The sequence below is a fragment of the Leclercia sp. W6 genome, assembly GCF_003336345.1.
GTDB lineage: Bacteria > Pseudomonadota > Gammaproteobacteria > Enterobacterales > Enterobacteriaceae > Enterobacter.
This window is the reverse complement of the sequence record NZ_CP031104.1, coordinates 2609364-2635594: the sequence shown is the minus strand read 5'-3', so window position 1 is coordinate 2635594 and position 26231 is coordinate 2609364. Positions and strand designations below refer to the sequence as shown.

General features: G+C 57.1%; 19 protein-coding genes. 14 read left to right on the top strand and 5 right to left on the bottom strand.

The genetic code is table 11. The annotated features are described in order from the left end of the window. Positions 1-10: 10 nt before the first annotated feature. Positions 11-922 (bottom strand): recombination-associated protein RdgC, encoded by a 912-nt coding sequence (rdgC, locus tag DVA43_RS12925; protein ID WP_039031486.1) that lies wholly within the window; start codon positions 920-922, stop codon positions 11-13. Positions 923-1046: 124 nt separating this feature from the next. Between rdgC and mak the strand changes: the two genes are divergently transcribed. After that, positions 1047-1952, top strand: coding sequence for a fructokinase (gene mak / locus DVA43_RS12920; protein ID WP_168192002.1), 906 nt, complete (start codon positions 1047-1049; stop codon positions 1950-1952). 36 nt (positions 1953-1988) lie between these two features. On the opposite strand, the gene sbcC is transcribed toward mak, so the two are convergent. Beyond that, positions 1989-5120: an exonuclease subunit SbcC gene (gene sbcC, locus DVA43_RS12915; protein ID WP_114315783.1), complete on the bottom strand. Its 3132-nt coding sequence runs from the start codon at positions 5118-5120 to the stop codon at positions 1989-1991. Beyond that, complete coding sequence (gene sbcD, locus DVA43_RS12910; RefSeq protein ID WP_114315782.1) at positions 5117-6322, bottom strand: exonuclease subunit SbcD; 1206 nt, start codon at positions 6320-6322, stop codon at positions 5117-5119. The genes sbcC and sbcD overlap by 4 nt, the downstream gene beginning before the upstream one ends. Positions 6323-6516: 194 nt before the next feature. Here sbcD and phoB point away from each other — a divergent pair, with 194 nt between their 5' ends. The 7 genes from phoB (at position 6517) to DVA43_RS12875 (ending at position 17748) form a co-directional block, all read left to right on the top strand. Then, positions 6517-7206 carry a phosphate response regulator transcription factor PhoB gene (gene phoB, locus DVA43_RS12905; protein WP_039031479.1) on the top strand — a complete coding sequence of 230 codons (690 nt, stop codon included), beginning with the start codon at positions 6517-6519 and terminating at the stop codon, positions 7204-7206. 21 nt (positions 7207-7227) lie between these two features. Further along, a complete protein-coding gene (gene phoR / locus DVA43_RS12900) occupies positions 7228-8523 on the top strand; it encodes a phosphate regulon sensor histidine kinase PhoR (protein ID WP_114315781.1) in 1296 nt (431 codons plus the stop codon). Between the two features lie 409 nt (positions 8524-8932). Further along, positions 8933-10252 carry a branched-chain amino acid transporter carrier protein BrnQ gene (gene brnQ, locus DVA43_RS12895; protein ID WP_103178447.1) on the top strand — a complete coding sequence of 440 codons (1320 nt, stop codon included), beginning with the start codon at positions 8933-8935 and terminating at the stop codon, positions 10250-10252. A 78-nt stretch (positions 10253-10330) separates the two neighbouring features. Further along, a complete protein-coding gene (gene proY, locus DVA43_RS12890) occupies positions 10331-11704 on the top strand; it encodes a proline-specific permease ProY (protein WP_114315780.1) in 1374 nt (457 codons plus the stop codon). Positions 11705-11835: 131 nt separating this feature from the next. Continuing rightward, positions 11836-13653 carry a maltodextrin glucosidase gene (gene malZ, locus DVA43_RS12885; RefSeq protein WP_114315779.1) on the top strand — a complete coding sequence of 606 codons (1818 nt, stop codon included), beginning with the start codon at positions 11836-11838 and terminating at the stop codon, positions 13651-13653. Between the two features lie 91 nt (positions 13654-13744). After that, a complete protein-coding gene (locus tag DVA43_RS12880) occupies positions 13745-16366 on the top strand; it encodes a DUF2339 domain-containing protein (RefSeq protein WP_114315778.1) in 2622 nt (873 codons plus the stop codon). Continuing rightward, positions 16363-17748 carry a DUF3999 domain-containing protein gene (locus tag DVA43_RS12875; protein WP_114315777.1) on the top strand — a complete coding sequence of 462 codons (1386 nt, stop codon included), beginning with the start codon at positions 16363-16365 and terminating at the stop codon, positions 17746-17748. The genes DVA43_RS12880 and DVA43_RS12875 overlap by 4 nt, the downstream gene beginning before the upstream one ends. 43 nt (positions 17749-17791) lie before the next feature. Here the strand turns inward: DVA43_RS12875 and DVA43_RS12870 are convergent, their stop codons facing one another. Together DVA43_RS12870 and acpH are read right to left on the bottom strand one after the other, a co-directional pair. Beyond that, positions 17792-18394 carry a peroxiredoxin gene (locus DVA43_RS12870; protein WP_114315776.1) on the bottom strand — a complete coding sequence of 201 codons (603 nt, stop codon included), beginning with the start codon at positions 18392-18394 and terminating at the stop codon, positions 17792-17794. 127 nt (positions 18395-18521) lie between these two features. Beyond that, positions 18522-19103: an ACP phosphodiesterase gene (acpH, locus tag DVA43_RS12865; RefSeq protein ID WP_114315775.1), complete on the bottom strand. Its 582-nt coding sequence runs from the start codon at positions 19101-19103 to the stop codon at positions 18522-18524. A gap of 92 nt (positions 19104-19195) precedes the next feature. Here acpH and queA point away from each other — a divergent pair, with 92 nt between their 5' ends. The 6 genes from queA to DVA43_RS24540 all read left to right on the top strand — a co-directional run bounded on the left by queA (position 19196) and on the right by DVA43_RS24540 (position 26147). Beyond that, positions 19196-20266, top strand: a complete 1071-nt coding sequence (gene queA, locus DVA43_RS12860) for a tRNA preQ1(34) S-adenosylmethionine ribosyltransferase-isomerase QueA (RefSeq protein ID WP_103824019.1) — start codon at positions 19196-19198, stop codon at positions 20264-20266. A 53-nt stretch (positions 20267-20319) separates the two neighbouring features. After that, entirely contained in the window at positions 20320-21447 is a 1128-nt protein-coding gene (gene tgt, locus DVA43_RS12855) for a tRNA guanosine(34) transglycosylase Tgt (protein ID WP_114315774.1), read from the top strand. Positions 21448-21469: 22 nt separating this feature from the next. Beyond that, entirely contained in the window at positions 21470-21802 is a 333-nt protein-coding gene (gene yajC, locus DVA43_RS12850) for a preprotein translocase subunit YajC (RefSeq protein WP_032616800.1), read from the top strand. A 25-nt stretch (positions 21803-21827) separates the two neighbouring features. Continuing rightward, positions 21828-23675: a protein translocase subunit SecD gene (gene secD, locus DVA43_RS12845; RefSeq protein ID WP_114315773.1), complete on the top strand. Its 1848-nt coding sequence runs from the start codon at positions 21828-21830 to the stop codon at positions 23673-23675. A gap of 10 nt (positions 23676-23685) precedes the next feature. Next, the gene (gene secF / locus DVA43_RS12840) at positions 23686-24657 is read left to right on the top strand and encodes a protein translocase subunit SecF (RefSeq protein ID WP_114315772.1); all 972 of its coding nucleotides are present in this window, start codon (positions 23686-23688) and stop codon (positions 24655-24657) included. Positions 24658-24935: 278 nt separating this feature from the next. After that, positions 24936-26147 (top strand): hypothetical protein, encoded by a 1212-nt coding sequence (locus tag DVA43_RS24540; protein ID WP_147271030.1) that lies wholly within the window; start codon positions 24936-24938, stop codon positions 26145-26147. Positions 26148-26231 lie beyond the last annotated feature (84 nt).

Sequence of the window (26231 nt, the reverse complement as noted above, 5' to 3'; positions counted from 1 at the left end):
GCATGAAGCATTAACGCTGTGCTTCGCCGCCCAATCCTTCTACTACGCTCTTAATCAACGCCGCCAGCTCACCCGTCATCAGAATGAAATCAGCATCAAAACGCTGGGCATAGTCGTCCCGGTCGATATCGTCGTTCTGATCGCGCAGTTCGTCGGAAAACTTCAGGCGCTTGATCGAGCCATCGTCACACATCATGAACTGAATGCGCTGCTGCCAGTCGAGGGCCAGTTTGGTCACCAGTTTGCCGGCTTCGATATGTACGGCGATCTCATCGCTGACCAGCTCCTGCTTCTTGGCGCGGATCACGCCCCCATCTTCCAGGATCGCTTTCAGCTCGGCTTCGTCGAGCAGCTGGAAGCCCTGCGGGACGTTGTTGCCCCGTACCCACTCGGTGAGGGTCAGCTCGATCGGGTTTTCCATCGTCAGCGGCACCACCGGCAGCGAACCGAGGCTTTTACGCAGCAACGCCAGAGTATCTTCTGCTTTTTTGGCGCTGGCGCAGTCGACCATAATCAGGCCGTTAACGGTGTCGATCCACATCATTGTCTGGCTGAAGCGGCTAAAGGCGCGCGGCAGCAGGGAGTGCAGCACTTCGTCTTTCAGCGAATCTTTCTCGGTTTTTTTCAGCTTACGGCCCTGTTCGGCTTCCAGCTTAAAAATTTTGGCTTCCAGCGCCTGCTTCACCACTGGCGTCGGCAGGATCTTCTCTTCCTTACGCGCGCAGATGATGATTTGACCATTGGTGGTGTGGGTCAGCGCATCGCTCTGTGATCCCATAGGCGGAACCCATCCGGTTTTGGCCATATCCTGGCTGCCACACGGGGTAAATGCGTAAAGGTCTAACTGTTTTTCCATCTCGTCTGCACGCAGTTCGATATCGCGGCTGAGACGGTAAACCATCAAATTTTTGAACCACAGCATGATAATTTCCACGGTCTTGTCGTTTAATTCAGCGGGCATGATAGCGAATTGTCGCATCGCTTGCATTGCTAATCGGGTAGCAGGCTTCTACTCTGTTGATAATCAAAATAATGAGGAACGTTCTGTGCGAATTGGTATTGATCTCGGCGGCACGAAAACAGAAGTCATTGCCCTGGGCGAGCAGGGGGAGCAGCTGTTCCGCCATCGCCTGCCTACCCCGCGTGACGACTACCGGCAGACCATTGAAACCATCGCTACTCTGGTGGAGATGGCCGAAAAGGCCACCGGCCAGACCGGCACGGTCGGTATGGGGATCCCGGGGTCGATTTCACCCTATACCGGCGTGGTAAAAAACGCGAACTCGACCTGGCTTAACGGCCAGCCTTTTGACCGCGATTTAAGCCAGCGCCTGAACCGTGAAGTCCGGTTGGCGAACGACGCCAACTGCCTGGCGGTGTCAGAGGCTATTGACGGCGCCGCGGCGGGGGCACAGACCGTATTTGCGGTGATCATCGGTACCGGCTGCGGCGCAGGCGTGGCCTTTGGCGGCCGCGCCCATATTGGCGGCAACGGCACGGCTGGCGAGTGGGGGCACAATCCGCTGCCGTGGATGGATGAAGACGAACTGAAGTACCGCGCTGAAGTGCCGTGCTACTGCGGCAAACAGGGCTGTATCGAGACCTTTATCTCCGGCACCGGCTTCGCCACCGATTACCGTCGTCTGAGTGGGCATCCGCTAAAAGGCAACGAGATCATGCGGCTGGTGGAAGAGCAGGACGCCGTCGCGGAGCTGGCGCTCAGCCGCTATGAAATGCGGCTGGCGAAGTCGCTGGCGCACGTGGTGAACATTCTCGACCCGGATGTGATCGTCCTGGGCGGCGGCATGAGCAATGTTGACCGTCTCTATAGCACTGTTCCCCAGCTGGTGAAGCAGTGGGTGTTTGGCGGCGAATGCGAAACCCCGATCCGTAAAGCGGTGCACGGCGACTCCAGCGGTGTGCGCGGCGCGGCCTGGCTGTGGCCAAACTGACAGGGCAAAAGCCGGGTGACGCGTAGCGAGCCCGGCTTATAAAACAGCAAACTCTTTATCCAGCCTGCTGTACCCCAGCCCGTTAATCTTTTTCACTTTGATCTGCACCGGGATGCGCTCCTTCATCGCCTCGACGTGGCTGATCACGCCAATGGTTTTGCCGCTGGCATTCAGCGCATCCAGCGCATCCAGGGCGGTATCCAGCGTTTCGCTGTCCAGGGTGCCGAAGCCCTCGTCGAGGAACAGCGAGTCAATTTGCGTTTTGTGGCTCACCAGGTCGGAAAGCGCTAGCGCCAGTGCCAGGCTTACCAGGAAACTTTCCCCGCCGGAAAGGGTGCGGGTATCGCGCACGGCATCCGCCTGCCAGGTATCCATCACCTCCAGCTCCAGCGCGTCGCTGGCCTTGCGTTGCAGCAGATAGCGGCCATGCAGACGCATCAGCTGCTGGTTGGCGAGCCATACCAGGTTGTCGAGGGTTAAGCCCTGGGCAAACTTACGGAAGCGATCCCCCTCTTTGGAACCGATCAGCGCGTTAAGATACCCCCAGTCATCCGCCAGACGGGCCGCCTCCTCAATTTGCTGCATCAGTACCTGCTGGTGCTGGCGATTGTCGCTGTCCTGCTTAAGCTGCTGGCGGATCTCTCCCTGGCGGGTGGTATTTTCCCGCAGTTTCAGGCCGAGCTGCTGAAGCTGTTCCTGCAGAGCCGGCGCGTCCGTCGTCAGGCCCGCCGGACGTTGTTCCAGATGTTCGTTCAGTCGTTGTCCGGCCTGCTGAAGCAGGGCCGTGGTCTGCTGGATCTGATTCTCCAGCGTCTGTTTCAACTGCTCCAGACGCCGAACCGTATCGCCATCCAGCAGGGCCGCCAGAAACGCCTCCCGATCGCTAAAGATGCTGGCAGCCAGCGCGGCGGCAAACTGCGCCTGCGATTGTTGTAAACGTTCGCTTTCCAGCGTGTACTGCTGCTGTAGCGTGGCGAGCTGGCTTTGCAGGGAGACGCACTCGGTATGGATTTCACGCCAGTTATCCGGGATCGCACTTTCCGCCTGGGTGGAATCCGTTGCCGGAAGGGTATCCAGCAGCGGTGCCAGGGCGGTAATGCGCTCCCGCAGGGCGCTGTGCTGAGACTGCCGCTCTTGCCAGGCCTGCGACTCTTTTTCCCGTTCCGCAAGCCAGGCCGACTCGGCACCGTCCTCCGGCGCCGCCAGCGACAGGGCATGAAGCGTTTGCGCCATAGCCGTGCGCGTCGCCAGAAGCTGCTGCTGATAAAGCTGGAGCTGGGCTTCCTCTTCGCTCAGCTGGCTTTGCAGGGTCAGGCGCTGGCTCAGCTGGTAAAGCTGCTGTTCGTACTGCTCCTGTTTAGCCAGCCACGGGGCGATATCGTCCTGAATGTTCAACTGCACAGAGAGGGTTGCACACACCGCATTCCACTCTTTAGTGAGCGCTTGCTCATCCTGATAGAGCGTCTGCGCTTCGCTTGTTTCGCGCTGAAGCTGGCTGTTTAGCGCATTCACTTGCCCCAGAACCAGCAGGCCTTCCTCTTTGAGTGCGGCGACCTCCTTTTCCATCGCATCCCGGCGGCGCTGGTTTCCGGTGAGCGCCAGGGCCTGATACTGGGCAATGGCCGGATGTTCGGTAGAGCCGCAGAGCAGGCAGGGCTTTCCGGCCTCCAGTTCCGCCCGGTAGCTCTCCAGCTTCTTAATCTTCTCTTCCTGCTCACATAAGGTTTTGAGATCGAGATAGTGCTGGTTTTTCTCTTTGTACTGCTGGCGGCGCAATGTCAGGGTTTCGTTCAGTTTTGCCAGCTCGGCCTGGGCCTTTTGCACGCTTTCGCTATTCTGCCGCAATCGCTGTTGCAGGGGTTGATAGCGGGCATGCAGGGTGGTCAGGCGCTGACGTGCCGTGCGGGACTGTGTCTGCTGTGCCATCTCGGTGGCGGTCTGTTCCGCGGTAAGCGTCAGGGCGCTCTCCGGTAATCCCGCCAGCTTCTGGCGTAACGCCGTGATACGGCCAGTCAGCGTCGCGATCTGGGTTTTATCGCGATTAAGCTGGGTGAAGTGGGCGCGCCAGCCTGCAATTTCCTGGCCCCACTGGCGGAAGCGGTCGTGGTCGGTAAGCCACTGGGTGAGTGCAGTCAGCTCGGTTTGCAGCCTGTCGTGCGTGCGTAGCGCCCCGTTACGAATACCTGAACGCAGCGCCGTCCTGGACTGTAAGCGAGTATTCACATCCAGCATCTGCTGTTCCGTCTGCGAAAGCTGGGCAAGCTGCTCCTGCTGCCGCTCCCAGTGCGGGCGCAGCAGGGCCGCAGGCTGGGCCAGATGCAGTTTTTCCAGCTCGGGCGTGGCGTCCGTCAGGGCCTGCTGCGCCTGCTGCTGCGCGGCCTTCGACCGCTGTTGCTCCTGCACCAGCTCATCGTGGCGGGTAAGCCATTGATAATCTTTCTGGAGTTCCTGCTGCTGTGCCAGCAGTTGCGCTTCTTCGTCAGTAAGTACCTGCAAACCTTGCTGAAGCTGCTGTAGCTGCTCTTCGCTGAGCAACACCACGCCAGCAGCCTGGGCCTGGCGTTTCTCCAGCTCGCTGCGCGCCGCCTTATGTTTTTCAAACACCATGGCGGAGATCTGGCCGTAGATTTCGGTGCCGGTCAGCTCCTCCAGCAGTTCGGCGCGCTCTTTCGGTTTGGCGTTCAGGAAGGCGGCGAATTGCCCCTGGGATAAGAGCATCGAGCGGGTAAAGCGGTCATAGTCCAGCCCGGTCAGAGAGGCAACCAGCTCCAGCTTGTCCTTCACTTTATCTGCGAGGATCTTACCGTCCTTGCACTGGGCGAGCTCCACGCGGGGCACCTGCAGGTTGCCGTCCGGCTGGTTGCGCGCCCGGTTCTGGCTCCAGAATGCACGATAAGCTACCCCTTTGACTTCAAACTCGACCTCGGCGAGGCACTCGGCGGTGTCGCGGGTCATCAGATCGTTTTGCGATTGCGAGACGGTATTCAGACGCGGCGTCTCGTGGTAAAGCGCCAGGCAGATGGCATCCAGCAGGGTGGTTTTCCCGGCGCCGGTTGGGCCGGTGATAGCAAACAGGCCATTGCTGAGGAAGGGTTCGGCGGTAAAGTCGATTTTCCATTCGCCCTTGAGCGAGTTAAGGTTTTTCAGGCGCAGGCTGAGAATTTTCATGCCTCATCCTCCTCATTGCTGAGGGCGTGGATCGTGTGGCTGAACAGCTCGTTTAGCCGGGCCCGCTGGGTCTCATCCAGGGTTTCCTGGGCGAGTCGGCGCTCAAAAACCTCCTCAACCCGCAGCTCGCTGAGGGTTTCACGCAGGTTGCTGGCAAGGCTTCTCTCGCGCTGCTCGCGACTGCGCCGCACCAGCAGGACCTCTACCGGCAGATCGTCCGTCAGCTGCTGGATCTTACGCTGCATATCGTGCAGGTACTCCTCGGTGGTGAGTTCGATATCCAGCCAGACGGGAGGCGTCTGCTCCACGCCGCGCCACTGCTCAAGCTGGGCGGTGATCGCCGCCAGATCGCCCTTCAGCACCGCCAGCGGCTGGGTAATGGGCACCTCAAGCGATTCGACGCTGCTGAGCTTGCCCTGGTCGAAACTCACCAGATGGACGCATTTGCTTTTGCCGGTTTCATCAAAGCTGAGGGGAATAGGGGAGCCGCAGTAGCGGATATGTTCGCAACCGCCAATCATCTGCGCCCGGTGGATATGGCCCAGCGCTATATAGTCAGCGGCCGGGAAGTGCTGCGCGGGAAACGCATCCAGCGTACCGATATAGATGTCACGTACCGCGTCACTTTTACTGGCGCCGACGGTGGTGAGATGCCCCGTGGCGATAATCGGCAGTACGCTGTCGCCGCGAAGCGCGCAGGCCTGGGTATATTGCTCGGCATAATAGTGGGTAATGGCCTGCAACAGCTGCTGCTGTTTCTCAAGCCCGGAGAGGCCTGCCTGGCTTCGCACCACGTCCCGGGGGCGTAAAAACGGGATCGGGCAGAGTACCGCGCCGGGGGTGCCGTCGCGTCGGGTCAGAATTTGCGGCCCATGTCCGGCGCTGGCGACCACGGTGGTGTTGAGAAACGCCAGGATCTCGCGGGACTCATTCAGCGTGGCGACGGAATCATGGTTGCCGGCCACAATCACCAGATGGCAGCCGGTTTTTTGCAGATTGACTACGAAACGGTTATAGAGCTCGCGCGCGTAGCTGGGCGGCGAGCCGGTATCGAAAATATCCCCGGCCACGAGGATGGCATCCACGTCATGCGATTGCGCCATCTCAAGCAGCCAGTTGAGAAATGCTTCATGTTCGGCGGCGCGGCTTTTGCTGTAAAAATTTTGTCCCAGATGCCAGTCCGAGGTGTGAAGTATGCGCATAACAGATCCGTGGCAAAAAATGGTTAGCGGGATTATAAACTTTCAGGGGGAGGAAGATAACCGCTACAATCGGGGCTGCCATAAAACAACGGCTTGCCTTTATGAGCGGGCGCGTTTTTCATAAATCTGTCATAAATCTGACGCATAATGACGCCGTATTACAAACATGTAACCTTAATAAGACAGGGCTAAGTATGGCGAGACGTATTCTGGTCGTAGAAGATGAAGCACCCATTCGCGAAATGGTCTGTTTCGTGCTCGAACAAAATGGCTTTCAACCGATAGAGGCCGAAGATTACGACAGCGCGGTGAACCAGCTCAACGAACCCTGGCCCGATCTGATCCTGCTCGACTGGATGCTGCCTGGTGGCTCTGGTCTGCAATTCATCAAACATATTAAACGTGAAGCGTTAACCCGCGATATTCCGGTGATGATGTTAACGGCCCGCGGCGAAGAGGAAGATCGCGTTCGCGGTCTGGAGACCGGCGCGGATGACTACATTACCAAACCGTTTTCCCCGAAAGAGCTGGTGGCGCGCATTAAAGCCGTGATGCGCCGTATTTCACCGATGGCGGTGGAAGAGGTGATTGAGATGCAGGGGCTGAGTCTGGACCCTACCTCGCACCGCGTAATGACCGGTGAAAATCCCCTCGATATGGGACCAACGGAATTCAAACTGTTGCACTTTTTCATGACCCACCCGGAACGCGTCTATAGCCGCGAGCAGTTGCTCAACAATGTCTGGGGCACTAACGTCTATGTTGAAGATCGCACGGTTGATGTTCATATCCGCCGTTTGCGCAAGGCACTTGAAACCAGCGGTCACGATCGCATGGTGCAAACCGTCCGCGGCACGGGTTATCGTTTCTCAACCCGTTTCTGAACAATGACAGGAGTGTGACGCGTGCTGGAACGGCTGTCATGGAAAAGGCTCTGTTTTGAACTGATACTCTGCTGTATTCCGGCCCTGATCCTCGGGGCCGTAATCGGTTATTTACCCTGGTTTTTACTGGCGGCAGTCACCGGACTGCTCATCTGGCATTTCTGGAATTTGCTCCGCCTCTCATGGTGGCTATGGGTTGACAGAAGTATGACCCCGCCGCCAGGAAGCGGCAGCTGGGAACCCCTCCTGTATGGCCTGCACCAGATGCAGATGCGTAATAAAAAACGCCGACGCGAGCTGGGCAGCCTGATCAAACGCTTTCGCAGCGGCGCCGAATCGCTGCCGGATGCGGTGGTATTGACCACCGAAGAGGGGGCGATGTTCTGGTGTAACGGACTGGCGCAGCAGTTGCTGGGCCTGCGCTGGCCGGATGATAACGGGCAGAATATCCTCAACCTCCTGCGTTATCCGGAGTTCGCCCAGTATCTGAAAAAACGCGATTTTACCCGCCCGCACAATCTGGTCATGAACAACGGTCGCCATCTGGAGATCCGCGTGATGCCCTACAGCGACCAGCAGTGGCTGATGGTGGCGCGGGATGTGACGCAAATGCACCAGCTTGAAGGGGCGCGGCGCAATTTCTTCGCCAACGTCAGCCACGAGCTGCGCACCCCGCTGACGGTATTGCAGGGCTATCTGGAGATGATGCAGGAGCAGACGCTGGAAGGCGCGCCGCGGGAAAAAGCGCTGCACACCATGCGTGAGCAGACGCAGCGCATGGAAGGGCTGGTGAAGCAGCTGCTGACCCTCTCCCGCATTGAGGCGGCACCAACCCTGGCGCTGAATGAAACCATCGACGTGCCGATGATGCTGCGAATGCTGGAGCGCGAAGCGCAGACCTTAAGCCAGCAGCAGCATCAGCTCACCTTTGAGGTGGATAACAACCTGCAAGTACGCGGCAGTACCGACGAGCTGCGCAGCGCCATCTCTAATCTGGTCTATAACGCGGTGAATCATACCCCGCCAGGCACCCACATCACCGTGCGCTGGCAGCATGCGCCAACGGGAGCGGAGTTCAGCGTGGAAGACGATGGTCCCGGTATCGGCCCGGAGCATATTCCGCGTCTTACCGAGCGTTTTTATCGGGTGGATAAGGCGCGCTCCCGGCAGACGGGGGGCAGTGGCCTGGGGCTGGCGATCGTGAAACACGCCATTAATCACCACGACAGCCGCCTGGATATCGTCAGTACGCCGGGGAAAAGTACGCGTTTTAGCTTTGTGATCCCGGAACGTTTGATTGCCAGTAACAGCGCCTGACGGCGTCACTGTAATCAGAAATTGCCACAGGCCAGCCAATGCTGGCCTGTTTGCTTTGCAGTTCAGCGAAGCGCGAATAAATATTATACGCCTGTTGCTTTTTTGTTCGCATGATTAGCCATGAGTTTTTCTTATAAATGGTTTATTATCCCACTTCTAACTTTCGAGTTGGCATATTGTTCTGGTTTTGAGATCCCATATTGCCTTTAAACGTTATAAGCGTTTAAATTGCCACCCTGATATCGTCGGACAGACTGTATTTGCGTGGTAAATCGAAAAACTATTCTTCTCCACGCCGGTAGGGAAGCATTTCCCGCTGAGGTTGCACATTTTTTCCGCTGTTTTGTTCCGCAACGGATAGCGAAAAATTCAACGTTTTCAACACCACATCCACAGGCAGTAAGGTTTTATGACCCATCAATTGAAATCGCGCGACATCATCGCGCTGGGCTTTATGACATTTGCGCTGTTCGTTGGCGCTGGCAACATCATCTTTCCTCCCATGGTTGGCTTACAGGCGGGTGAACACGTCTGGACCGCTGCGATTGGCTTTTTAATTACCGCGGTTGGCCTGCCGGTGCTGACCGTCGTTGCGCTGGCGAAAGTTGGCGGCGGCGTGGATAGCCTGAGCACCCCTATCGGGAAAGTCGCAGGTATTCTGCTGGCAACCGTCTGCTATCTGGCCGTCGGCCCGCTGTTTGCCACCCCGCGCACCGCGACCGTCTCCTTTGAAGTGGGTATTGCTCCGCTGACCGGCGACGGCGCTATGCCGCTGTTGATCTATAGCCTCATCTACTTTGCTCTGGTGATTCTGGTCTCCCTCTATCCGGGCAAGCTGCTGGATACCGTGGGTAACTTCCTTGCGCCGCTGAAAATCGTGGCCCTGATTGTCCTGGCCGTGGCTGCCGTTATCTGGCCTGCTGGCCCGATCAGTGATGCAATGGACGCCTACAAAAATGCCGCGTTCTCTAACGGCTTTGTCAACGGCTACCTGACCATGGATACCCTGGGCGCGATGGTGTTTGGTATCGTCATTGTGAACGCCGCCCGTTCTCGCGGCGTGACCGAAGCGCGTCTGCTGACCCGCTACACCATCTGGGCGGGTCTGATTGCGGGCGTAGGCCTGACATTGCTCTATCTGGCGTTGTTCCGTCTGGGTTCTGACAGCGCGGCCCTGGTAGACCAGAGCGCAAACGGCGCGGCTATCCTGCATGCCTATGTTCAGAACACCTTCGGCGGTTCAGGGAGTTTCCTGCTGGCGATCCTGATCTTCCTGGCCTGTCTGGTGACGGCGGTGGGTCTGACCTGCGCCTGCGCCGAGTTCTTTGCCCAGTATCTGCCGCTCTCTTACCGTACGCTGGTGTTCATCCTCGGTATCTTCTCCATGGCGGTCTCTAACCTCGGTCTGAGCCACCTGATCCAGGTCTCCATTCCGGTGCTGACGGCCATCTACCCGCCGTGTATCGTGCTGGTGGTGCTGAGCTTCACCCGCGGTTGGTGGAATAATTCTTCCCGAATTATTGCCCCGGCCATGTTTATTAGCCTGCTTTTTGGTATCCTTGACGGCATCAAAGCATCGGCTATCGGCGATACGCTCCCTGCCTGGACACAGCGTCTGCCGCTGTCCGAACAGGGCCTGGCCTGGTTGATGCCTACCGTTGTTGCACTGGTTCTGGCCGTAATCTGGGATCGTGCTGCGGGGCGTCGGGTAACGTCGAACGCGCACTAATCAACGGATAAATGTTCAACCACGGGGCTTATGGCCCCGTGGTTTTTTGTTTTTTTTGTGTTGAATGGCAAGACGTAAATGGAAAGCTCTAACAAACTGAAGCGGGGCCTTACCGCCCGCCACATCCGCTTTATGGCGCTGGGTTCTGCGATCGGTACTGGTCTTTTTTATGGCTCGGCAGATGCCATCAAAATGGCCGGTCCCAGCGTTTTGCTGGCGTATCTTATCGGCGGTGTTGCCGCTTATATCATCATGCGCGCGCTGGGGGAGATGTCCGTTCATAACCCCTCAGCCAGCTCCTTCTCCCGCTATGCGCAGGAAAACTTAGGCCCACTGGCGGGCTATATCACCGGCTGGACCTACTGCTTCGAAATCCTGATTGTCGCCATTGCCGACGTAACGGCCTTCGGCATCTATATGGGCGTCTGGTTCCCGGCGGTGCCGCACTGGATCTGGGTGCTCAGCGTGGTGCTGATCATCTGCGCCATCAACCTGATGAGCGTGAAGGTGTTTGGCGAACTGGAGTTCTGGTTCTCCTTCTTTAAAGTGGCCACCATCATCATCATGATTGCCGCCGGTATTGGCATCATTATCTGGGGTATCGGCAACGGCGGCGAACCAACCGGCATCCATAACCTGTGGAGTAACGGCGGCTTCTTCAGTAACGGCTGGATAGGCATGGTGATGTCGCTGCAGATGGTGATGTTTGCCTACGGCGGGATCGAAATTATCGGTATCACCGCCGGGGAAGCGAAAGATCCGGAGAAGTCTATTCCGCGCGCCATTAACTCGGTGCCGATGCGTATCCTGGTCTTCTACGTGGGCACGCTGTTTGTGATCATGTCCATCTATCCGTGGAACCAGGTGGGCACGAACGGTAGCCCGTTTGTGCTGACGTTCCAGCATCTGGGGATCACCTTCGCCGCCAGTATTCTGAACTTCGTGGTGCTCACCGCGTCGCTCTCCGCCATCAATGCCGACGTATTCGGCGTGGGGCGTATGCTGCACGGCATGGCCGAGCAGGGCAGTGCGCCGAAGGCCTTCGCCAAAACCTCCAGCCGCGGCACGCCGTGGGTGACGGTGCTGGTGATGACCGTGGCGCTGCTGCTGTCGGTCTATCTCAACTACATCATGCCGGAGAATGTCTTCCTGGTGATCGCGTCGCTGGCGACCTTTGCCACCGTCTGGGTCTGGATGATGATTCTGATGTCGCAGATTGGCTTCCGTCGCCGTCTGTCGCCTGAAGAGGTAAAAGCGCTGAAGTTTAAAGTGCCGGGCGGCGTGGCAACTACCGTTGTTGGCCTGATCTTCCTGGTCTTTATTATCGGCCTGATTGGTTACCACCCGGAAACCCGCATCTCGTTGTATGTCGGCTTTGCGTGGATTGCGCTATTGCTGGTGGGGTGGGGCTTTAAACGCCGCCGCGAGCGCCAGTTAGCAGAAGCTCAGTAACCGAAATGCCCGGCAAACGCCGGGCATTTTTCTCCTCCCCCTTTCTCCTCCCCCAATAAATCTCTCCATGAGGAGGGAACATCAACTACCCTGTGGCAAGGTGGCCTCATTTCTGGGAAAGGGGATAAAAGATGTTGAATGCATGGCACCTGCCGGTTGCCCCATTTGTTAAACAAAACAACGACAAACTTGTCATCACCCTGTGGCTGACAGGGGAAAACCTGCCTGAGCGGGTGACGCTACGCGCTGAATTCGACAACGAAGAGACCTCGCTGCCGATGCATAAGCAGCGCAGCCAGCCGCAGCCGGGCGTGACGGCCTGGCGGGCAACCATTGACACGACGAAAGGGCAGCCGCGGCACCGCTACAGCTTTAAAATGCTCTGGCATAACCGCCAGCTGTGGTTCACCCCGCAGGGCTTCAGCCGCTTTCCTCCCGCCCGGCTGGAGCAGTTCGCCATTGATTACCCGGATGCCGGGCCGCAGTGGGTGGTCGAGCAGGTCTTTTATCAGATCTTCCCGGACCGCTTTGCCCGCAGCCAGCGGCGCAACCCTGAGCTGGACAAAACGTATTATCACCATGCCGCAGGCCATGAGACGATTTTCCGCGAGTGGGACGAACCGGTCACTGCCCAGGCGGGGGGCTCCACCTTTTACGGTGGGGATCTCGACGGCATCAGTGAAAAGCTGCCCTGGCTGAAAAAACTCGGCGTCACGGCACTCTATCTCAATCCGGTGTTTGTCGCCCCCAGCGTGCATAAATACGACACCGAAGATTACCGCCACGTGGATGAGCGGTTTGGCGGCGATGAGGCCCTGTTACGCCTGCGGGAGAATACCCAACGGGAGGGAATGCGCCTGATCCTGGACGGGGTGTTTAACCACAGCGGGGACTCCCACGCCTGGTTTGATCGCCACAACCGCGGAACCGGCGGCGCCTGCCATAACCCGGACTCGCCCCAGCGGGACTGGTACAGCTTTGATGACGAAGGCCGCGCCCTCGACTGGCTGGGCTACGCCAGCCTGCCGAAGCTGGATTATCAGTCGTCAGGGGTGGTGAACGAGATCTACGGCGGCGAGGAGAGTATTGTTCGTCACTGGCTGAAAGCGCCGTGGAATATGGATGGCTGGCGGCTGGATGTGGTGCATATGCTCGGAGAAGAGGGTGGGGCGCGCCATAATCTTCAGCATGTTACCGGGATCACCCGTTCGGCGAAGCAGGCCAATCCGGAGGCCTTCGTCTTTGGCGAGCACTTTGGCGACGCCCGTCAGTGGCTGCAGGCCGATGCAGAAGATTCAGCGATGAACTACCGCGGCTTCACCTTCCCGCTGTGGGGCTTCCTTGCCAATACCGATATCTCTTACGATCCGCAGCACATCGACGCTGAAACCTGCGTGAAATGGATGGATAACTACCGCGCCAGCCTGTCGCATCAGCAGCAGCTACGCATGTTTAACCAGCTCGACAGCCATGACACCGCCCGCTTTAAGTCGCTGCTCGGTAAGGATGTCGCCCGCCTGCCGCTGGCGGTCACCTGGCTGTTTACCTGGCCTGGCGTGCCCTGTATCTATTACGGGGACGAGGTGGGGCTCGATGGCAACAATGACCCGTTCTGCCGTAAGACCTTCCCGTGGGAGGCTGAAAAGCAGGACCAGACGCTACTGGCGCTCTATCAGCGGCTGATTAAGCTGCGCAAGCAGAGCCAGGCGCTGCGCTACGGCGGCTGTCAGGTGGTCTACGCCCACGACAACGTGGTGGTGTTTGTTCGCGTCTATAATCAGCAGCGCGTGCTGGTGGCGATTAACCGGGGCGAGGCTTGCGAAGTGGTGCTGGAAGATTCACCGCTGCTGGCGGGGAAAACGTGGAAGAGCAAAGAGGGTAAAGCGACGTTCCAGGACGGCGTGCTCACGCTTCAGGCAATCTCCGCTGCGGTCTGGTTCGGTAGTTAATATCGGGCGGAACGGCTACCACCTTTTAAGATGGCGTAAATGCAACGATTTGTGTCAATCTTAACGGATCGTTAACGGTGAAGGTGGAAACATGGACGAGCTTTACATCCTTGGCTGTCTGTTCCTGATTTTTGCGCTGGTGGTTGCGCCCGTGCTTGCGGTTATCGGATTTAATCGAAGCACGGCGGCGAAACAGGAGATCGCCCGGCTTCGCCAGCGCATTGAGGCTCTTGAGCAGCGCGGCGTGGCGGAGAAAGCACCGGAGCCTGAACAGGCCGCTGCGCCGGTGGCCGTGGCTGAGCCGGTGGTTGATGACGCGCCCGCGCCTGTCGACCCCTGGCGCCCGGATATTCCCGCTGCCGCGGCAGAACCCGCAACCGCTCCGGCTCCCGCGCCCGTGGCAAAACAGCCTTCTGCCTTTGGCGGCATACTGACGTCGCTGGTGCGCTGGTTCATGCAGGGCAATCCGCTGGCGAAGCTTGGGATCCTGCTGCTTTTTCTCGGTCTTTCATTCCTCCTGCGCTATACCGTCGAGCACGCCCTTTTCCCGCTTGAGCTTCGCCTGGCCGCGACGGCGCTGTTTGCCATGGTTCTGCTGGCCCTCGGGTGGCGGCTGCGGCACAGACAGCGCGTCTATTCGCTGATCCTCCAGGGTGGGGCGACAGGCATCCTCTATCTGACCGTCTTTGGTGCTTTCCGGCTCTGGCAGATGTTGCCGATGACGCTGGCCTTTGCGCTGCTGGTGGTCATTTGCGTGGCGAGCGTCGGGCTGGCGGTGCTGCAGAGGGCGCTGAGCCTCGCTATGCTGGCGAGTCTCGGCGGGTATCTTGCGCCGCTGCTGTTGTCTACCGGAGGCGGCAGCTTTGTGGCGCTGTTCTCTTTCTACCTCCTGCTTTCCATCGGCATTCTCGCGATCAGTATCTGGCAGCACTGGCGCGAGCTGAATCTGCTCGGGCTGCTGTTTACATTCGGCGTGGGTGGCCTGTGGGGGCTAAGCGACTACCGGCCTGAAGACTATGGGGTCTGCCAGCTGTTCCTGATTGCCAATACGCTGATATTCGGCGTGCTGAGCGTGGCGCTGTCGCTGCGGGCGCAGGAGAAAGGGAAGCAAATTATTGACGGCGTGCTGCTGTTTGCTCCGCCGCTGGTTGGTTTTGGAATGCAGTACGGCATGACTCAGCACTGGACCTACGGCCCGGCGCTCAGCGCGCTGGGGTACGGTGCCTTTTACCTCTCGCTGGCGTTCCTCGCCCTGCGGCGCTATCCCTCCCTCGGTCGGCCGCTGGTCATGGCGGCGCTGGCGATCGGCGGCGGGTTTGCCACGCTCGCCATTCCGCTGGCGCTGTCGGCGCGCTGGACGGCAATGGCCTGGGCGCTGGAGGGGCTGGGTATCCTCTGGCTGGGCGTGCAACAGCAGCAGCGGCGTATGAGCTATAGCGGGACGGCGCTACTGGTGCTGGCGCTGGGTAGCGCGCTGTGGGCGCAAACGAACGGTGTGACATCGCTGAGCCTGCTGCTTATCTTCGCCGTCCTCAGTCTTTGCTGGCTGGCTGCGGCCTGGCTGTGGCGGGAAATCGTTCTGCCCGTCAGTTGGGTACTGCTGGCCGGCGGGCTGCTGTTCTGGATAGTGGCGCTGCTGGGGGCGTCGCAGCTGATGCTGAAGCAGGAATTATCTGTTCTGGCAGGCGTGCTGGCGCTCTCGGCCGTCTCGGTCTGGGGCTGGCGGCAGGTGGCCGCTCGTCTGGCGTGGCGGGAGCTGGATGCCAGCAAATGGCTGCTCTGGCCGCTGATGCTGCTGATGGTGGGGTATCAGCTCTGGCATCAGCAGATCTTTGCCGCTGGCTGGTCAAATCTGGCCTGGTGCGTTGCGCTTCCTGCCGCACTGATGCTGCTGCGGCGCGACGGTAAAAGGCTCCTGCCGCGCATCGCGATGGGGCTGCATCTGTCGCTGTTCTGGATGATTTTACTGGCGCTGGCCGCTGAGCTTTACTGGTTTGCCCGGTCGCTGTCGTGGGGAATGGCGGCCTGGGGCAGTGGACTGGCGATGGCAGCAGGTGGCGGTTTGATTATGGCGCTCTCTGCGGCGGTACGGCGTCGCGGGTGGCCGTTCCGGGAGTGGCCTGCGCTATACGCCTGCCTGGCTCCGATCCCTGTTGTCGTGGCGCTGTTGGTGTTGTTGGTCGTCACCAATTTCCAGGACGGCGTGGTCTACCGACAGACCTGGCTGCCGCTGGTGAACCCGCTTGAGGAAGGTGCCGCGTTCGCGTTGCTGGGGCTGGTGGTCTTTTATCGGGCGGTGGATCGTTACTATCCCGCGCTGCTTTCGCAAGCCCGCCCGTGGCCTGCCGTCGCGCTTATGGCGTTTGGCTTCTGGTGGCTTAACGGGGCGCTAATGCGCGCGCTGGCCTGGTATGGCGACGTGGCCTGGAATATGGAATCGCTATGGGATTCCCGGCTTGTCCAGACCTGTTTTGCCCTGTTCTGGATGCTGAGCGCGCTGGTGGTCATGATCCATGCCACCCGTCGGGCTTCCCGGCAGGAGTGGCTCTGCGGCGCTGCGCTGCTGGGTGTCGTGATGGTTAAATTGATGCTGGTAGACAGCGCGGGCGGAGGCGGGCTGTCGCGCGCGGTGGCGTTTATCGGCGTGGCGATCCTGGTACTGATCGTAGGTTACTTCTCACCGCTGCCGCCCAAAACAGGAGATGAAAAATGAAATGGATGAAAGCGGCAGCGTGTAGCGTGCTGCTGGTGCTTTCCGGCCCGGCGTTTTGCGACGAGGGACAAACGGAATCGCCCCGGGACTATGCCTTTGGACGTTCACTGGATACGTCCGTCCCTTCCCAGTGGTATCGGGTGATGCTGCCGCTTGCCGTCTATGAGCAGAGCACGTCACCCGATCTGCATGATGTCCGCGTCTTTAATCAGTCGGGCGAGCCGGTTCCCTTCAGCCTGGTCACCGCGACGCGTCCGAAGGCGTCAGTGCAATCCACACCACTTCGCCTCTTTCCTCTGAACGCCTCGCCGCTTGCACCTGCGCGCGGGGATGAGGATAGCGATAAAATCCTGCTCCGCTCCCGAAACGGCGTAGAGATTGTGCTTGAGGAGCAAAAAGCCGCCGCAGCCGGGCAACATTATCTGCTGACCTTGCCGGAGCAGGCGACGGGCGAGATGGCCCTGTCACAGTTGCAGCTGCTCTGGAATAGTCCTCAGACGCCGTGGCAGGGATCGGCGTCGGTTTATTACAGCGAGGATCTTAAGCAGTGGTATACCCTGCGCGAGGATATGCCCCTGCTGGACGTGGTCAGCGGCCAGGATCGCCTGAAGCTCGATCGGATCGATACCGATACGGTTTTATCTCCCGATGCGAATCGCTATCTCATGGTGGTGCTGAATACGCAGAGCCAGGAGGTAACCCTGACCGGCGTAAACGCAATTAGCGCACCTGCGCAGGCGGCCCCGGAAGAGATCAGCCTGGAGGGGGAAGGAGAACAGTTATCGACAAGTGAAGTCCAGTGGCACTGGACGCGGCCGCAGCCGCTGAGTGCTGTCAGCATCTCCCTGAATGGCGATGGCGTCCTTCCCGTGGAGATAGCGTGGCGGAGTACCGAAAAAGAGGCATGGCACCCGCTGAAAAAAGTGGTTCTCTACCGTCTGGAGGGGAAAATGTCTCCACCGGTTTCGCTTAACGGGGGCCTGGTGCAGGCGGTGAAAATCACGACGCTGAATGCGCGTTTGCCAGAATACCTGCCGAGCGTCACGGGGCATCGCGACCGCTATGACCTGGTGTTCAACGCGCAGGGTAAAGCGCCGTATGTGCTCGCCTGGGGCAACGGGGCGGCAAAGCCTGCAAAGGTGGAGCCCGACATGCTGATCCCTGCCGATCTGCGCAAATCCTATGATATGGCAAACCTGCCGCAGGCTGACATTCAGGATAATGTCGCGTTAGGCGGCGAGGGGCGTCTGACCGCCACCTCCGCGGCCGAGCGGGAGAGCAAGATGAACACGCTGCTGGTGTGGGGCGTGCTGATTGCGGGCGTGATTTTGCTGGCCGGTATGGCCTGGCGCATCTGGCGGGAGACACAGCGTAAGGCATAACAAAAGGCCCGCATAAGCGGGCCTTTTTCGTAAACCGTGCCAATTACAGGCTGGATACGTTCTCAGACAGGTATTTAGCAACGCCGTCTGGAGACGCGTTCATACCTTCTTTCCCTTTTTCCCACTGAGCCGGGCACACTTCACCGTGCTCTTCGTGGAACTGGAGTGCGTCAACCATACGCAGCATTTCGTCGATGTTACGACCCAGCGGCAGATCGTTCACCACCTGGTGACGCACGATGCCGTTCGCGTCGATCAGGAAGGAGCCACGCAGGGCAACGCCCGCGTCCGGATGCTCGATACCGTAAGCCTGCTGGATTTCGCGTTTGATGTCCGCAACCATCGCGTATTTCACTGGACCGATGCCGCCGTTGTCGACAGGGGTGTTACGCCATGCGTTGTGTACAAACTCAGAGTCGAAGGAGACGCCAACCACTTCTACGCCACGCTTCTGGAACTCTTCGTAACGCTTGTCGAACGCGATCAGCTCAGACGGGCAAACGAAGGTGAAGTCCATCGGCCAGAAGAACAGAACGGTGGCTTTACCGTTGGTGTGCTGTTTGAAGTTGAAGTTCTCAACGATTTCACCATTGCCCAGAACGGCGGCAGCTGTAAAATCCGGAGCCGGACGAGTTACCAGAATCATATGATTCTCCTGTGATTACTAAGGTTATTTAGAACGCAACGCGGGCCAGTATAGAGAGTGTTCACCTGAAAGACAAAGAGGCGTTGACAATCGTTAACCCAGCTTTTACCTATCAATCACATTTATATTAAAGCTGCTTATGTTTCGCCTGTTCCATCATCCGCGGATAAAACTGCCAGAAACGGGTCTCCAGGGCGTCGTAATGGGCATCCAGATCCTGCCAGGAGTCGCGCAGGGCATCGAGACGCGGACGGCGGCTGGCCATGCCGTTAAGCACTCGCTGAATAAAATCCATCTCGCTATAGCGCTCCAGCCAGCGCTCCGACCACAGATAGCTATTCAGATTCACAAAACGCGGCGGTGAATCGGGCAAAATGATCGCCACCTGCGCATGGGCGGAGCGGACAAACTCCGGCAGCGGCATCTCCGGGGAGAGCTGTTCCCAGTGGCGGGAGACAAAGTGATCCCACATCACATCCAGCGTAATGGGCGCCACGCGCCGGGTCTCCGGGCGGAACCACTCTTTTGCCTCTTTGACCTCGGGCAGGTTGTCGGTAAGGACATCAATCCGGCGGTGCATGAAGATGCCTTCCACCACGTCGGCGGGATACGCCTCAGCGGGATTGCCGCGCACGAAGTCGGCCAGCAAGTTGCCGGAAAGGGAGCTGTCAGCGAGATGAGCGAGGTGCAGGTGAGCGAGAAAATTCATGCGATTCGTTATCCGAAGCGAGGCTAGTTGTTGCAGCAAAGAGGTGTGAGCACTAGACTAAGCCGCCTGTTTTTAAGTCACGAGTATATGCCATGCGCGTCGCCGATTTCTCTTTTGATTTACCCGAGTCCCTGATTGCCCACTATCCTATGCCGGAGCGCAGTAGCTGTCGCTTATTGTCGCTGGATGGGCCGACGGGTGCGCTGACGCACGGTACCTTCACCGATCTGCTCGACAAGCTCAACCCGGGCGACCTGCTAGTGTTCAACAACACCCGCGTGATCCCGGCCCGTCTGTTTGGCCGTAAAGCCAGCGGCGGCAAAATTGAAGTGCTGGTCGAAAGAATGCTCGATGATAAACGTATTCTGGCACATATTCGCGCTTCCAAGGCACCGAAGCCGGGCGCGGAGCTGCTGCTGGGGGATGACGAGAGCATCAATGCCACCATGGTGGCGCGCCACGATGCGCTCTTTGAAGTGCAGTTCAACGATGAGCGTCCGGTACTGGATATCCTCAACAGCATCGGCCACATGCCGCTGCCGCCGTACATTGAGCGTCCGGATGAAGAGGCCGACCGCGAGCTGTATCAGACCGTCTATAGCCAGAAGCCTGGCGCGGTAGCAGCGCCGACCGCGGGCCTGCACTTTGATGAACCGCTGCTGGAAAAACTGCGCGCAAAAGGCATTGAGATGGCGTTTGTGACCCTGCACGTCGGCGCGGGTACTTTCCAGCCGGTGCGTGTGGACAGCATTGAAGACCACATCATGCACTCCGAATATGCCGAAGTGCCGCAGGAGGTTGTGGATGCGGTACTGGCAGCGAAAGCGCGCGGTAACCGCGTCATTGCGGTTGGCACCACCTCGGTTCGCTCGCTGGAAAGCGCAGCCCAGGCCGCCAAAAACGATCTGATCGAACCCTTCTTTGGCGACACACAAATCTTCATCTATCCAGGTTATCAATATCAGGTGATCGACGCGCTGGTAACGAATTTCCATCTGCCGGAATCGACCCTGATCATGCTGGTATCGGCATTTGCGGGTTATCAAAACACCATGAATGCTTACAAGGCTGCGGTAGAACAAAAATATCGGTTTTTTAGCTACGGTGACGCGATGTTTATCACGTACAATCCGCAGGCTTTGAATGAACGTGTCGGGGAATAAGTCCGCGGCACTGGTTTAACGCGCCGGACTGTTTTTCTGGTGCAGGAGAAAAAATGAAATTTGAACTCGATACCACCGATGGTCGCGCTCGCCGTGGCCGCCTGGTGTTTGATCGTGGCGTAGTAGAAACGCCAGCTTTTATGCCTGTGGGCACTTACGGCACCGTAAAAGGGATGACGCCGGAAGAAGTTGAAGCCACTGGCGCGCAAATTATCCTCGGCAATACCTTCCACCTGTGGCTGCGTCCTGGTCAGGAGATCATGAAGCTGCACGGGGATCTGCATGACTTTATGCAGTGGAAAGGACCGATCCTGACCGACTCCGGCGGCTTCCAGGTTTTCAGCCTGGGTGATATCCGCAAGATCACCGAAAAGGGTGTGCATTTCCGCAACCCGATTAACGGCGACCCGATTTTCCTCGATCCTGAAAAATCAATGGAGATTCAGTACGATCTCGGCTCCGATATCGTGATGATCTTCGACGAATGTACGCCATACCCGGCGGACTGGGACTACGCCAAGCGCTCGATGGAGATGTCGCTGCGTTGGGCGAAGCGCAGCCGCGACCGTTTTGATAGCCTCGGCAATAAAAATGCGCTGTTTGGCATTATTCAGGGCAGCGTTTACGAAGATTTACGCGATATCTCTGTTAAAGGTCTGGTAGAGATAGGTTTTGATGGCTACGCTGTCGGCGGTCTGGCTGTAGGGGAGCCGAAGGAAGATATGCACCGTATTCTGGAGCATGTTTGCCCGCAAATTCCAACAGATAAACCTCGATACCTGATGGGCGTCGGTAAACCAGAAGATCTGGTTGAAGGCGTACGTCGCGGCATTGATATGTTCGACTGCGTTATGCCGACCCGCAACGCCCGTAATGGTCACCTGTTTGTGACCGATGGCGTGGTAAAAATCCGTAATGCGAAGCATAAAAGCGACACCAGCCCACTCGATGCCGAGTGCGATTGCTATACCTGTCGCAATTATTCTCGTGCCTATTTGCATCATCTTGATCGTTGTAATGAAATACTGGGCGCGCGTCTCAATACGATTCATAACCTTCGCTATTACCAGCGCTTAATGGCTGGTTTACGCAAGGCTATTGAAGAGGGTAAATTAGAGAGCTTCGTGACCGATTTTTACCAACGACAGGGTCGGGATGTTCCACCTTTGAACGTTGATTAATTTATTTAATGAGGGAAATTTAATGAGCTTTTTTATTTCTGATGCGGTAGCGGCAACAGGTGCACCGGCGCAGGGCAGCCCGATGTCTCTGATTCTGATGCTGGTGGTGTTCGGTCTGATCTTCTATTTCATGATCCTGCGTCCACAGCAGAAGCGCACCAAAGAGCACAAAAAGCTGATGGACTCCATCGCGAAAGGCGATGAAGTGCTGACTAACGGTGGTCTGGTAGGTCGTGTAAGCAAAGTCGCTGATAACGGCTATATCGTTATCGCACTGAACGATACCACTGAAGTGGTTATCAAACGTGACTTCGTTGCTGCCGTTCTGCCGAAAGGCACCATGAAGGCGCTGTAATTAACTTTTCCCAAAGGGAACTGCCGTGTTAAACCGTTATCCTTTGTGGAAGTACGTCATGCTGGTCGTCGTCATTGTCGTCGGCCTGCTGTATGCACTTCCCAACCTGTATGGTGAGGATCCGGCTGTTCAAATCACTGGCGCGCGCGGCGTCGCCGCCAGTGAGCAAACGCTGATCCAGGTCCAGAAAACTTTACAAGAAGAAAAAATTACCGCTAAGTCTGTGGCACTGGAAGAGGGCGCAATTCTTGCTCGCTTCGACTCCACCGACACGCAGCTCCGCGCTCGTGAAGCGCTGATGGGCGTGATGGGTGATAAATATGTCGTGGCGTTGAACCTTGCTCCTGCAACTCCGCGTTGGTTAGCTGCTATCAACGCTGAGCCGATGAAACTCGGTCTCGACCTGCGTGGCGGCGTTCACTTCCTGATGGAAGTGGATATGGAAACCGCACTCGGAAAACTTCAGGAACAAAACATTGATAGCCTGCGTAGCGATCTGCGCGATAAAGGCATCCCTTACACCACCGTGCGTAAGGAAGACAAATACGGGATGAGCATCACGTTTCGTGACAGCAATGCCCGCGACCAGGCGATAGATTATCTGACCCAGCGTCACCGCGATCTGGTGCTCTCTTCTCAGGGCAGCAACCAGTTGCGTGCGGTGATGACCGATGAGCGTCTGAAAGAAGCGCGTGAATACGCGGTTCAGCAGAACATCAACATCCTGCGTAACCGTGTAAACCAGCTCGGCGTTGCTGAACCGCTGGTACAGCGTCAGGGTGCTGACCGTATTGTGGTTGAACTGCCAGGTATCCAGGATACCGCGCGTGCCAAAGAGATTCTCGGCGCAACCGCGACCCTAGAATTCCGTCTGGTTAACACCAACGTCGATCAGTCTGCTGTCGCATCTGGCCGCGTTCCGGGCGACTCTGAAGTGAAACAGACCCGTGAAGGCCAGCCGGTTGTGATGTACAAGCGTGTGATCCTGACCGGTGACCACATCACTGACTCCACCTCCAGCCAGGATGAGTACAACCAGCCGCAGGTTAACATCTCGCTTGATAGCGCGGGTGGTAACATCATGTCTAACTTCACCAAGGACAATATCGGTAAACCGATGGCGACCCTGTTCGTGGAGTACAAAGACAGCGGTAAAAAAGATGCCAACGGTCGTGCGGTTCTGGTGAAAGAGGAAGAGGTGATTAACATCGCCAATATCCAGTCTCGCCTGGGTAACAGCTTCCGTATCACCGGTATCAACAACCCGAACGAAGCCCGTCAGCTGTCGCTGCTGCTGCGTGCCGGTGCGCTGATTGCGCCAATTCAGATTGTTGAAGAGCGTACCATCGGTCCAACGCTGGGTATGCAAAACATCACTCAGGGTCTGGAAGCGTGTCTGGCGGGTCTGGCGATCTCCATCATTTTCATGGTCTTCTTCTACAAGAAGTTTGGTCTGATTGCGACCTCTGCGCTGATTGCAAACCTGGTGCTGATTGTCGGCATTATGTCCCTGCTGCCGGGGGCAACGCTGACCATGCCAGGGATTGCGGGTATCGTTCTGACCCTTGCGGTGGCGGTCGACGCCAACGTACTGATAAACGAACGTATTAAAGAGGAACTGAGCAATGGTCGCTCAGTCCAACAGGCGATTGACGAAGGTTACCGTGGCGCTTTCAGCTCCATCTTTGATGCGAACGTAACCACACTGATTAAGGTTATTATCCTGTATGCAGTGGGTACCGGCGCGATCAAGGGCTTTGCTATCACCACCGGTATTGGTGTGGCAACGTCAATGTTTACCGCTATCGTCGGCACCCGTGCCATCGTGAACCTGCTGTACGGCGGCAAGCGCGTTAAAAAGCTGTCTATCTGAGGAGTGCGTTGTGGCACAGGAATATACTGTTGAACAATTGAACTACGGCCGTAAAGTCTGGGACTTTATGCGCTGGGACTACTGGGCCTTTGGCATATCAGGTTTTCTGCTGATTCTGTCCATCGCCATCATCGGCGTGAAGGGCTTTAACTGGGGTCTCGATTTTACCGGTGGTACGGTAATTGAGATCACCCTGGAAAAACCGGTCGATATGGACCAGATGCGCGAGTCGCTGCAAAAGGCGGGCTTTGAAGAGCCGCTGCTGCAGAACTTCGGCAGCAGCCGTGACATCATGGTGCGTATGCCGCCGGTGAAGGATGCCAACGGCAGCCAGGAGCTGGGCAGTAAGGTCGTGACCGTGATTAACGAAACGACCAGCCAGAATGCGACGGTAAAACGTATCGAATTCGTTGGCCCGAGCGTGGGTGCTGATCTGGCCCAGACCGGTGCGATGGCGCTGCTGGTGGCGCTGCTCTGTATCCTGACATATGTCGGTTTCCGCTTCGAGTGGCGTCTGGCTGCCGGGGTAGTTATCGCCCTGGCGCACGACGTGGTGATCACCATGGGCATTCTGTCGCTGTTCCATATCGAGATCGACCTGACCATTGTGGCCTCGTTGATGTCGGTTATCGGCTACTCGCTGAACGACAGTATCGTGGTATCGGACCGTATCCGTGAAAACTTCCGTAAGATCCGTCGCGGTACCCCGTACGAGATCTTTAACGTGTCGTTGACCCAGACGCTGCACCGTACCTTGATCACCTCAGGGACTACGCTGATGGTGATCCTGATGCTGTATCTCTTCGGCGGTCCGATTCTGGAAGGCTTCTCGCTGACCATGCTGATCGGTGTTTCCATCGGTACGGCCTCGTCCATCTACGTGGCGTCTGCATTGGCGCTGAAGCTGGGCATGAAGCGCGAGCATCTGCTCCAGCAGAAGGTCGAGAAAGAAGGGGCGGATCAGCCGTCTATTCTGCCGTAATCCGGCCTCTGCTTAAAAAAACCGTAGCCTCAGTGCTGCGGTTTTTTTTATCATTAATAAAACAGGGCTACGTGCAACGGGGTCTGCTCCAGCGTTTGATACACCTCTGGCTATTACTCCCCAAAATTCTACGCGGCTGGAAAGCGGCTATCGCGACAAAGCGTTAAAACAATTTTCTGTGGGCGATGCTGCGCCGGAGCCTGTTAGTGATGCGATAGCTTCGCCATACGGCTTAAAATCATGGATGCTTTTTGCACGTTTAACATGGATGTTAGTTAATGAAAAATACGCATTATTTCACTTTGCAGTTTCACGGTTTTACTGCGGGCAACAATCCCAAAAGCAGCTATCTGCGCCTGATAACACCTCAGCATACTTTTTATACTGATAAGTCTTTTTTTGATGAAAATGTCAACTTTGACCTGTTAAAGCCGGGCAGCCAGATCTTTATGGGAACCCATCGTTTAAACGATGGAAGTTACTGGATTGACTGGATTACAGACGGCACAGTAACGCTAAATACGGCGGGTGCACGCCCAGCCTTACCTCTTCCTCTTATCCGTCTACTTACCAGCGTCACAGTATTTTTTGTTTCCGCCTCGATGATGTTTACATCAGGTTATTTGATGATGCTGCTGTTTTTCGTTGTCACGATGATGTTGCTCACCTATGGTCTGGAGGATCTCCATGCCGTGTGTTTGAGAACTTCACCACGCGTTAGAGAACTACTGAAGAGGCTGGAACAGGCAAAACGCGGTGATACGGCATTTTGCAAAGATATTGGCTGTTCGTTGTTAACGCTGCCGTTTCCTGATGCGATGCCAAAAGGTTTCTCTGATTTTGGCCCGCAGTTGAGTGAGATAAAACATCAGGTCACTGCGGTCAGAGGGGGGGAGTGGACATCATACATTTCTGATAACTCCGGCATAGCGCTCGTTTATGTTTGTCAGGGAAGGCCGTTATCACTGAACTGGCGAATGGGCGATCCGACATGGCGTAGCCAGATGAATAAAATTTTGCCCTTTTTCTATAAAGTGCATGCGCCTTTTATCGGCGTTGGCGACCACCTGTTAACTATTTTTAACCACCACAGTAATCAAGCAGTCGGTATCTATAACTATACTGACGGCAGCTGTTATATCACTAACGGAAACTGGTATCGCAGCGATCAAAGCGTCGCGGCATTTTATCATTCTGTTCTGTTCATTTTCGCCCCTTGCATGCTGGTGATTGCATTGCTGTTTGGGGCTGGCTTTGCCTTGAGCGCAGGTGAATTCCACTGGAACTGGCATGTTATCGGCAGGGCGATTGAGACGCTGATTTCAGTCATCTTCATGTGCTGTGGCGCACTTCTCGGGGCAAGTGACCTGGCGATTCAACTTACCCGCTTGTGCTCAAAACGCGTGTCTTACTGGCTACGTCTGCGTAAGCAGCTTGAAAAATTACGCAAAGAACGACAGCGTTCCGGTTACGTGCAGGAGATCTGGTAATGTTCTCAACCTTCCCCCGACGCTGTCTGTGTGTGGCGATTTTACTGGCGATTAGCTATTGGCTCAGTCCATTTACTTTTTAGC

Bases quoted from the DNA above. Each gene is read 5' to 3' on its own strand.
- DVA43_RS12870 (WP_114315776.1), bottom strand. From the start codon at position 18,394: ATGATTCTGGTAACTCGTCCGGCTCCGGATTTTACAGCTGCCGCCGTT.
- brnQ (WP_103178447.1), top strand. From the start codon at position 8,933: ATGACCCATCAATTGAAATCGCGCGACATCATCGCGCTGGGCTTTATG.
- phoB (WP_039031479.1), top strand. From the start codon at position 6,517: ATGGCGAGACGTATTCTGGTCGTAGAAGATGAAGCACCCATTCGCGAA.
- proY (WP_114315780.1), top strand. From the start codon at position 10,331: ATGGAAAGCTCTAACAAACTGAAGCGGGGCCTTACCGCCCGCCACATC.
- malZ (WP_114315779.1), top strand. From the start codon at position 11,836: ATGTTGAATGCATGGCACCTGCCGGTTGCCCCATTTGTTAAACAAAAC.
- sbcC (WP_114315783.1), bottom strand. From the start codon at position 5,120: ATGAAAATTCTCAGCCTGCGCCTGAAAAACCTTAACTCGCTCAAGGGC.
- tgt (WP_114315774.1), top strand. From the start codon at position 20,320: ATGAAATTTGAACTCGATACCACCGATGGTCGCGCTCGCCGTGGCCGC.
- DVA43_RS12880 (WP_114315778.1), top strand. From the start codon at position 13,745: ATGGACGAGCTTTACATCCTTGGCTGTCTGTTCCTGATTTTTGCGCTG.
- acpH (WP_114315775.1), bottom strand. From the start codon at position 19,103: ATGAATTTTCTCGCTCACCTGCACCTCGCTCATCTCGCTGACAGCTCC.
- yajC (WP_032616800.1), top strand. From the start codon at position 21,470: ATGAGCTTTTTTATTTCTGATGCGGTAGCGGCAACAGGTGCACCGGCG.
- rdgC (WP_039031486.1), bottom strand. From the start codon at position 922: ATGCTGTGGTTCAAAAATTTGATGGTTTACCGTCTCAGCCGCGATATC.
- queA (WP_103824019.1), top strand. From the start codon at position 19,196: ATGCGCGTCGCCGATTTCTCTTTTGATTTACCCGAGTCCCTGATTGCC.
- sbcD (WP_114315782.1), bottom strand. From the start codon at position 6,322: ATGCGCATACTTCACACCTCGGACTGGCATCTGGGACAAAATTTTTAC.
- DVA43_RS12875 (WP_114315777.1), top strand. From the start codon at position 16,363: ATGAAATGGATGAAAGCGGCAGCGTGTAGCGTGCTGCTGGTGCTTTCC.
- DVA43_RS24540 (WP_147271030.1), top strand. From the start codon at position 24,936: ATGAAAAATACGCATTATTTCACTTTGCAGTTTCACGGTTTTACTGCG.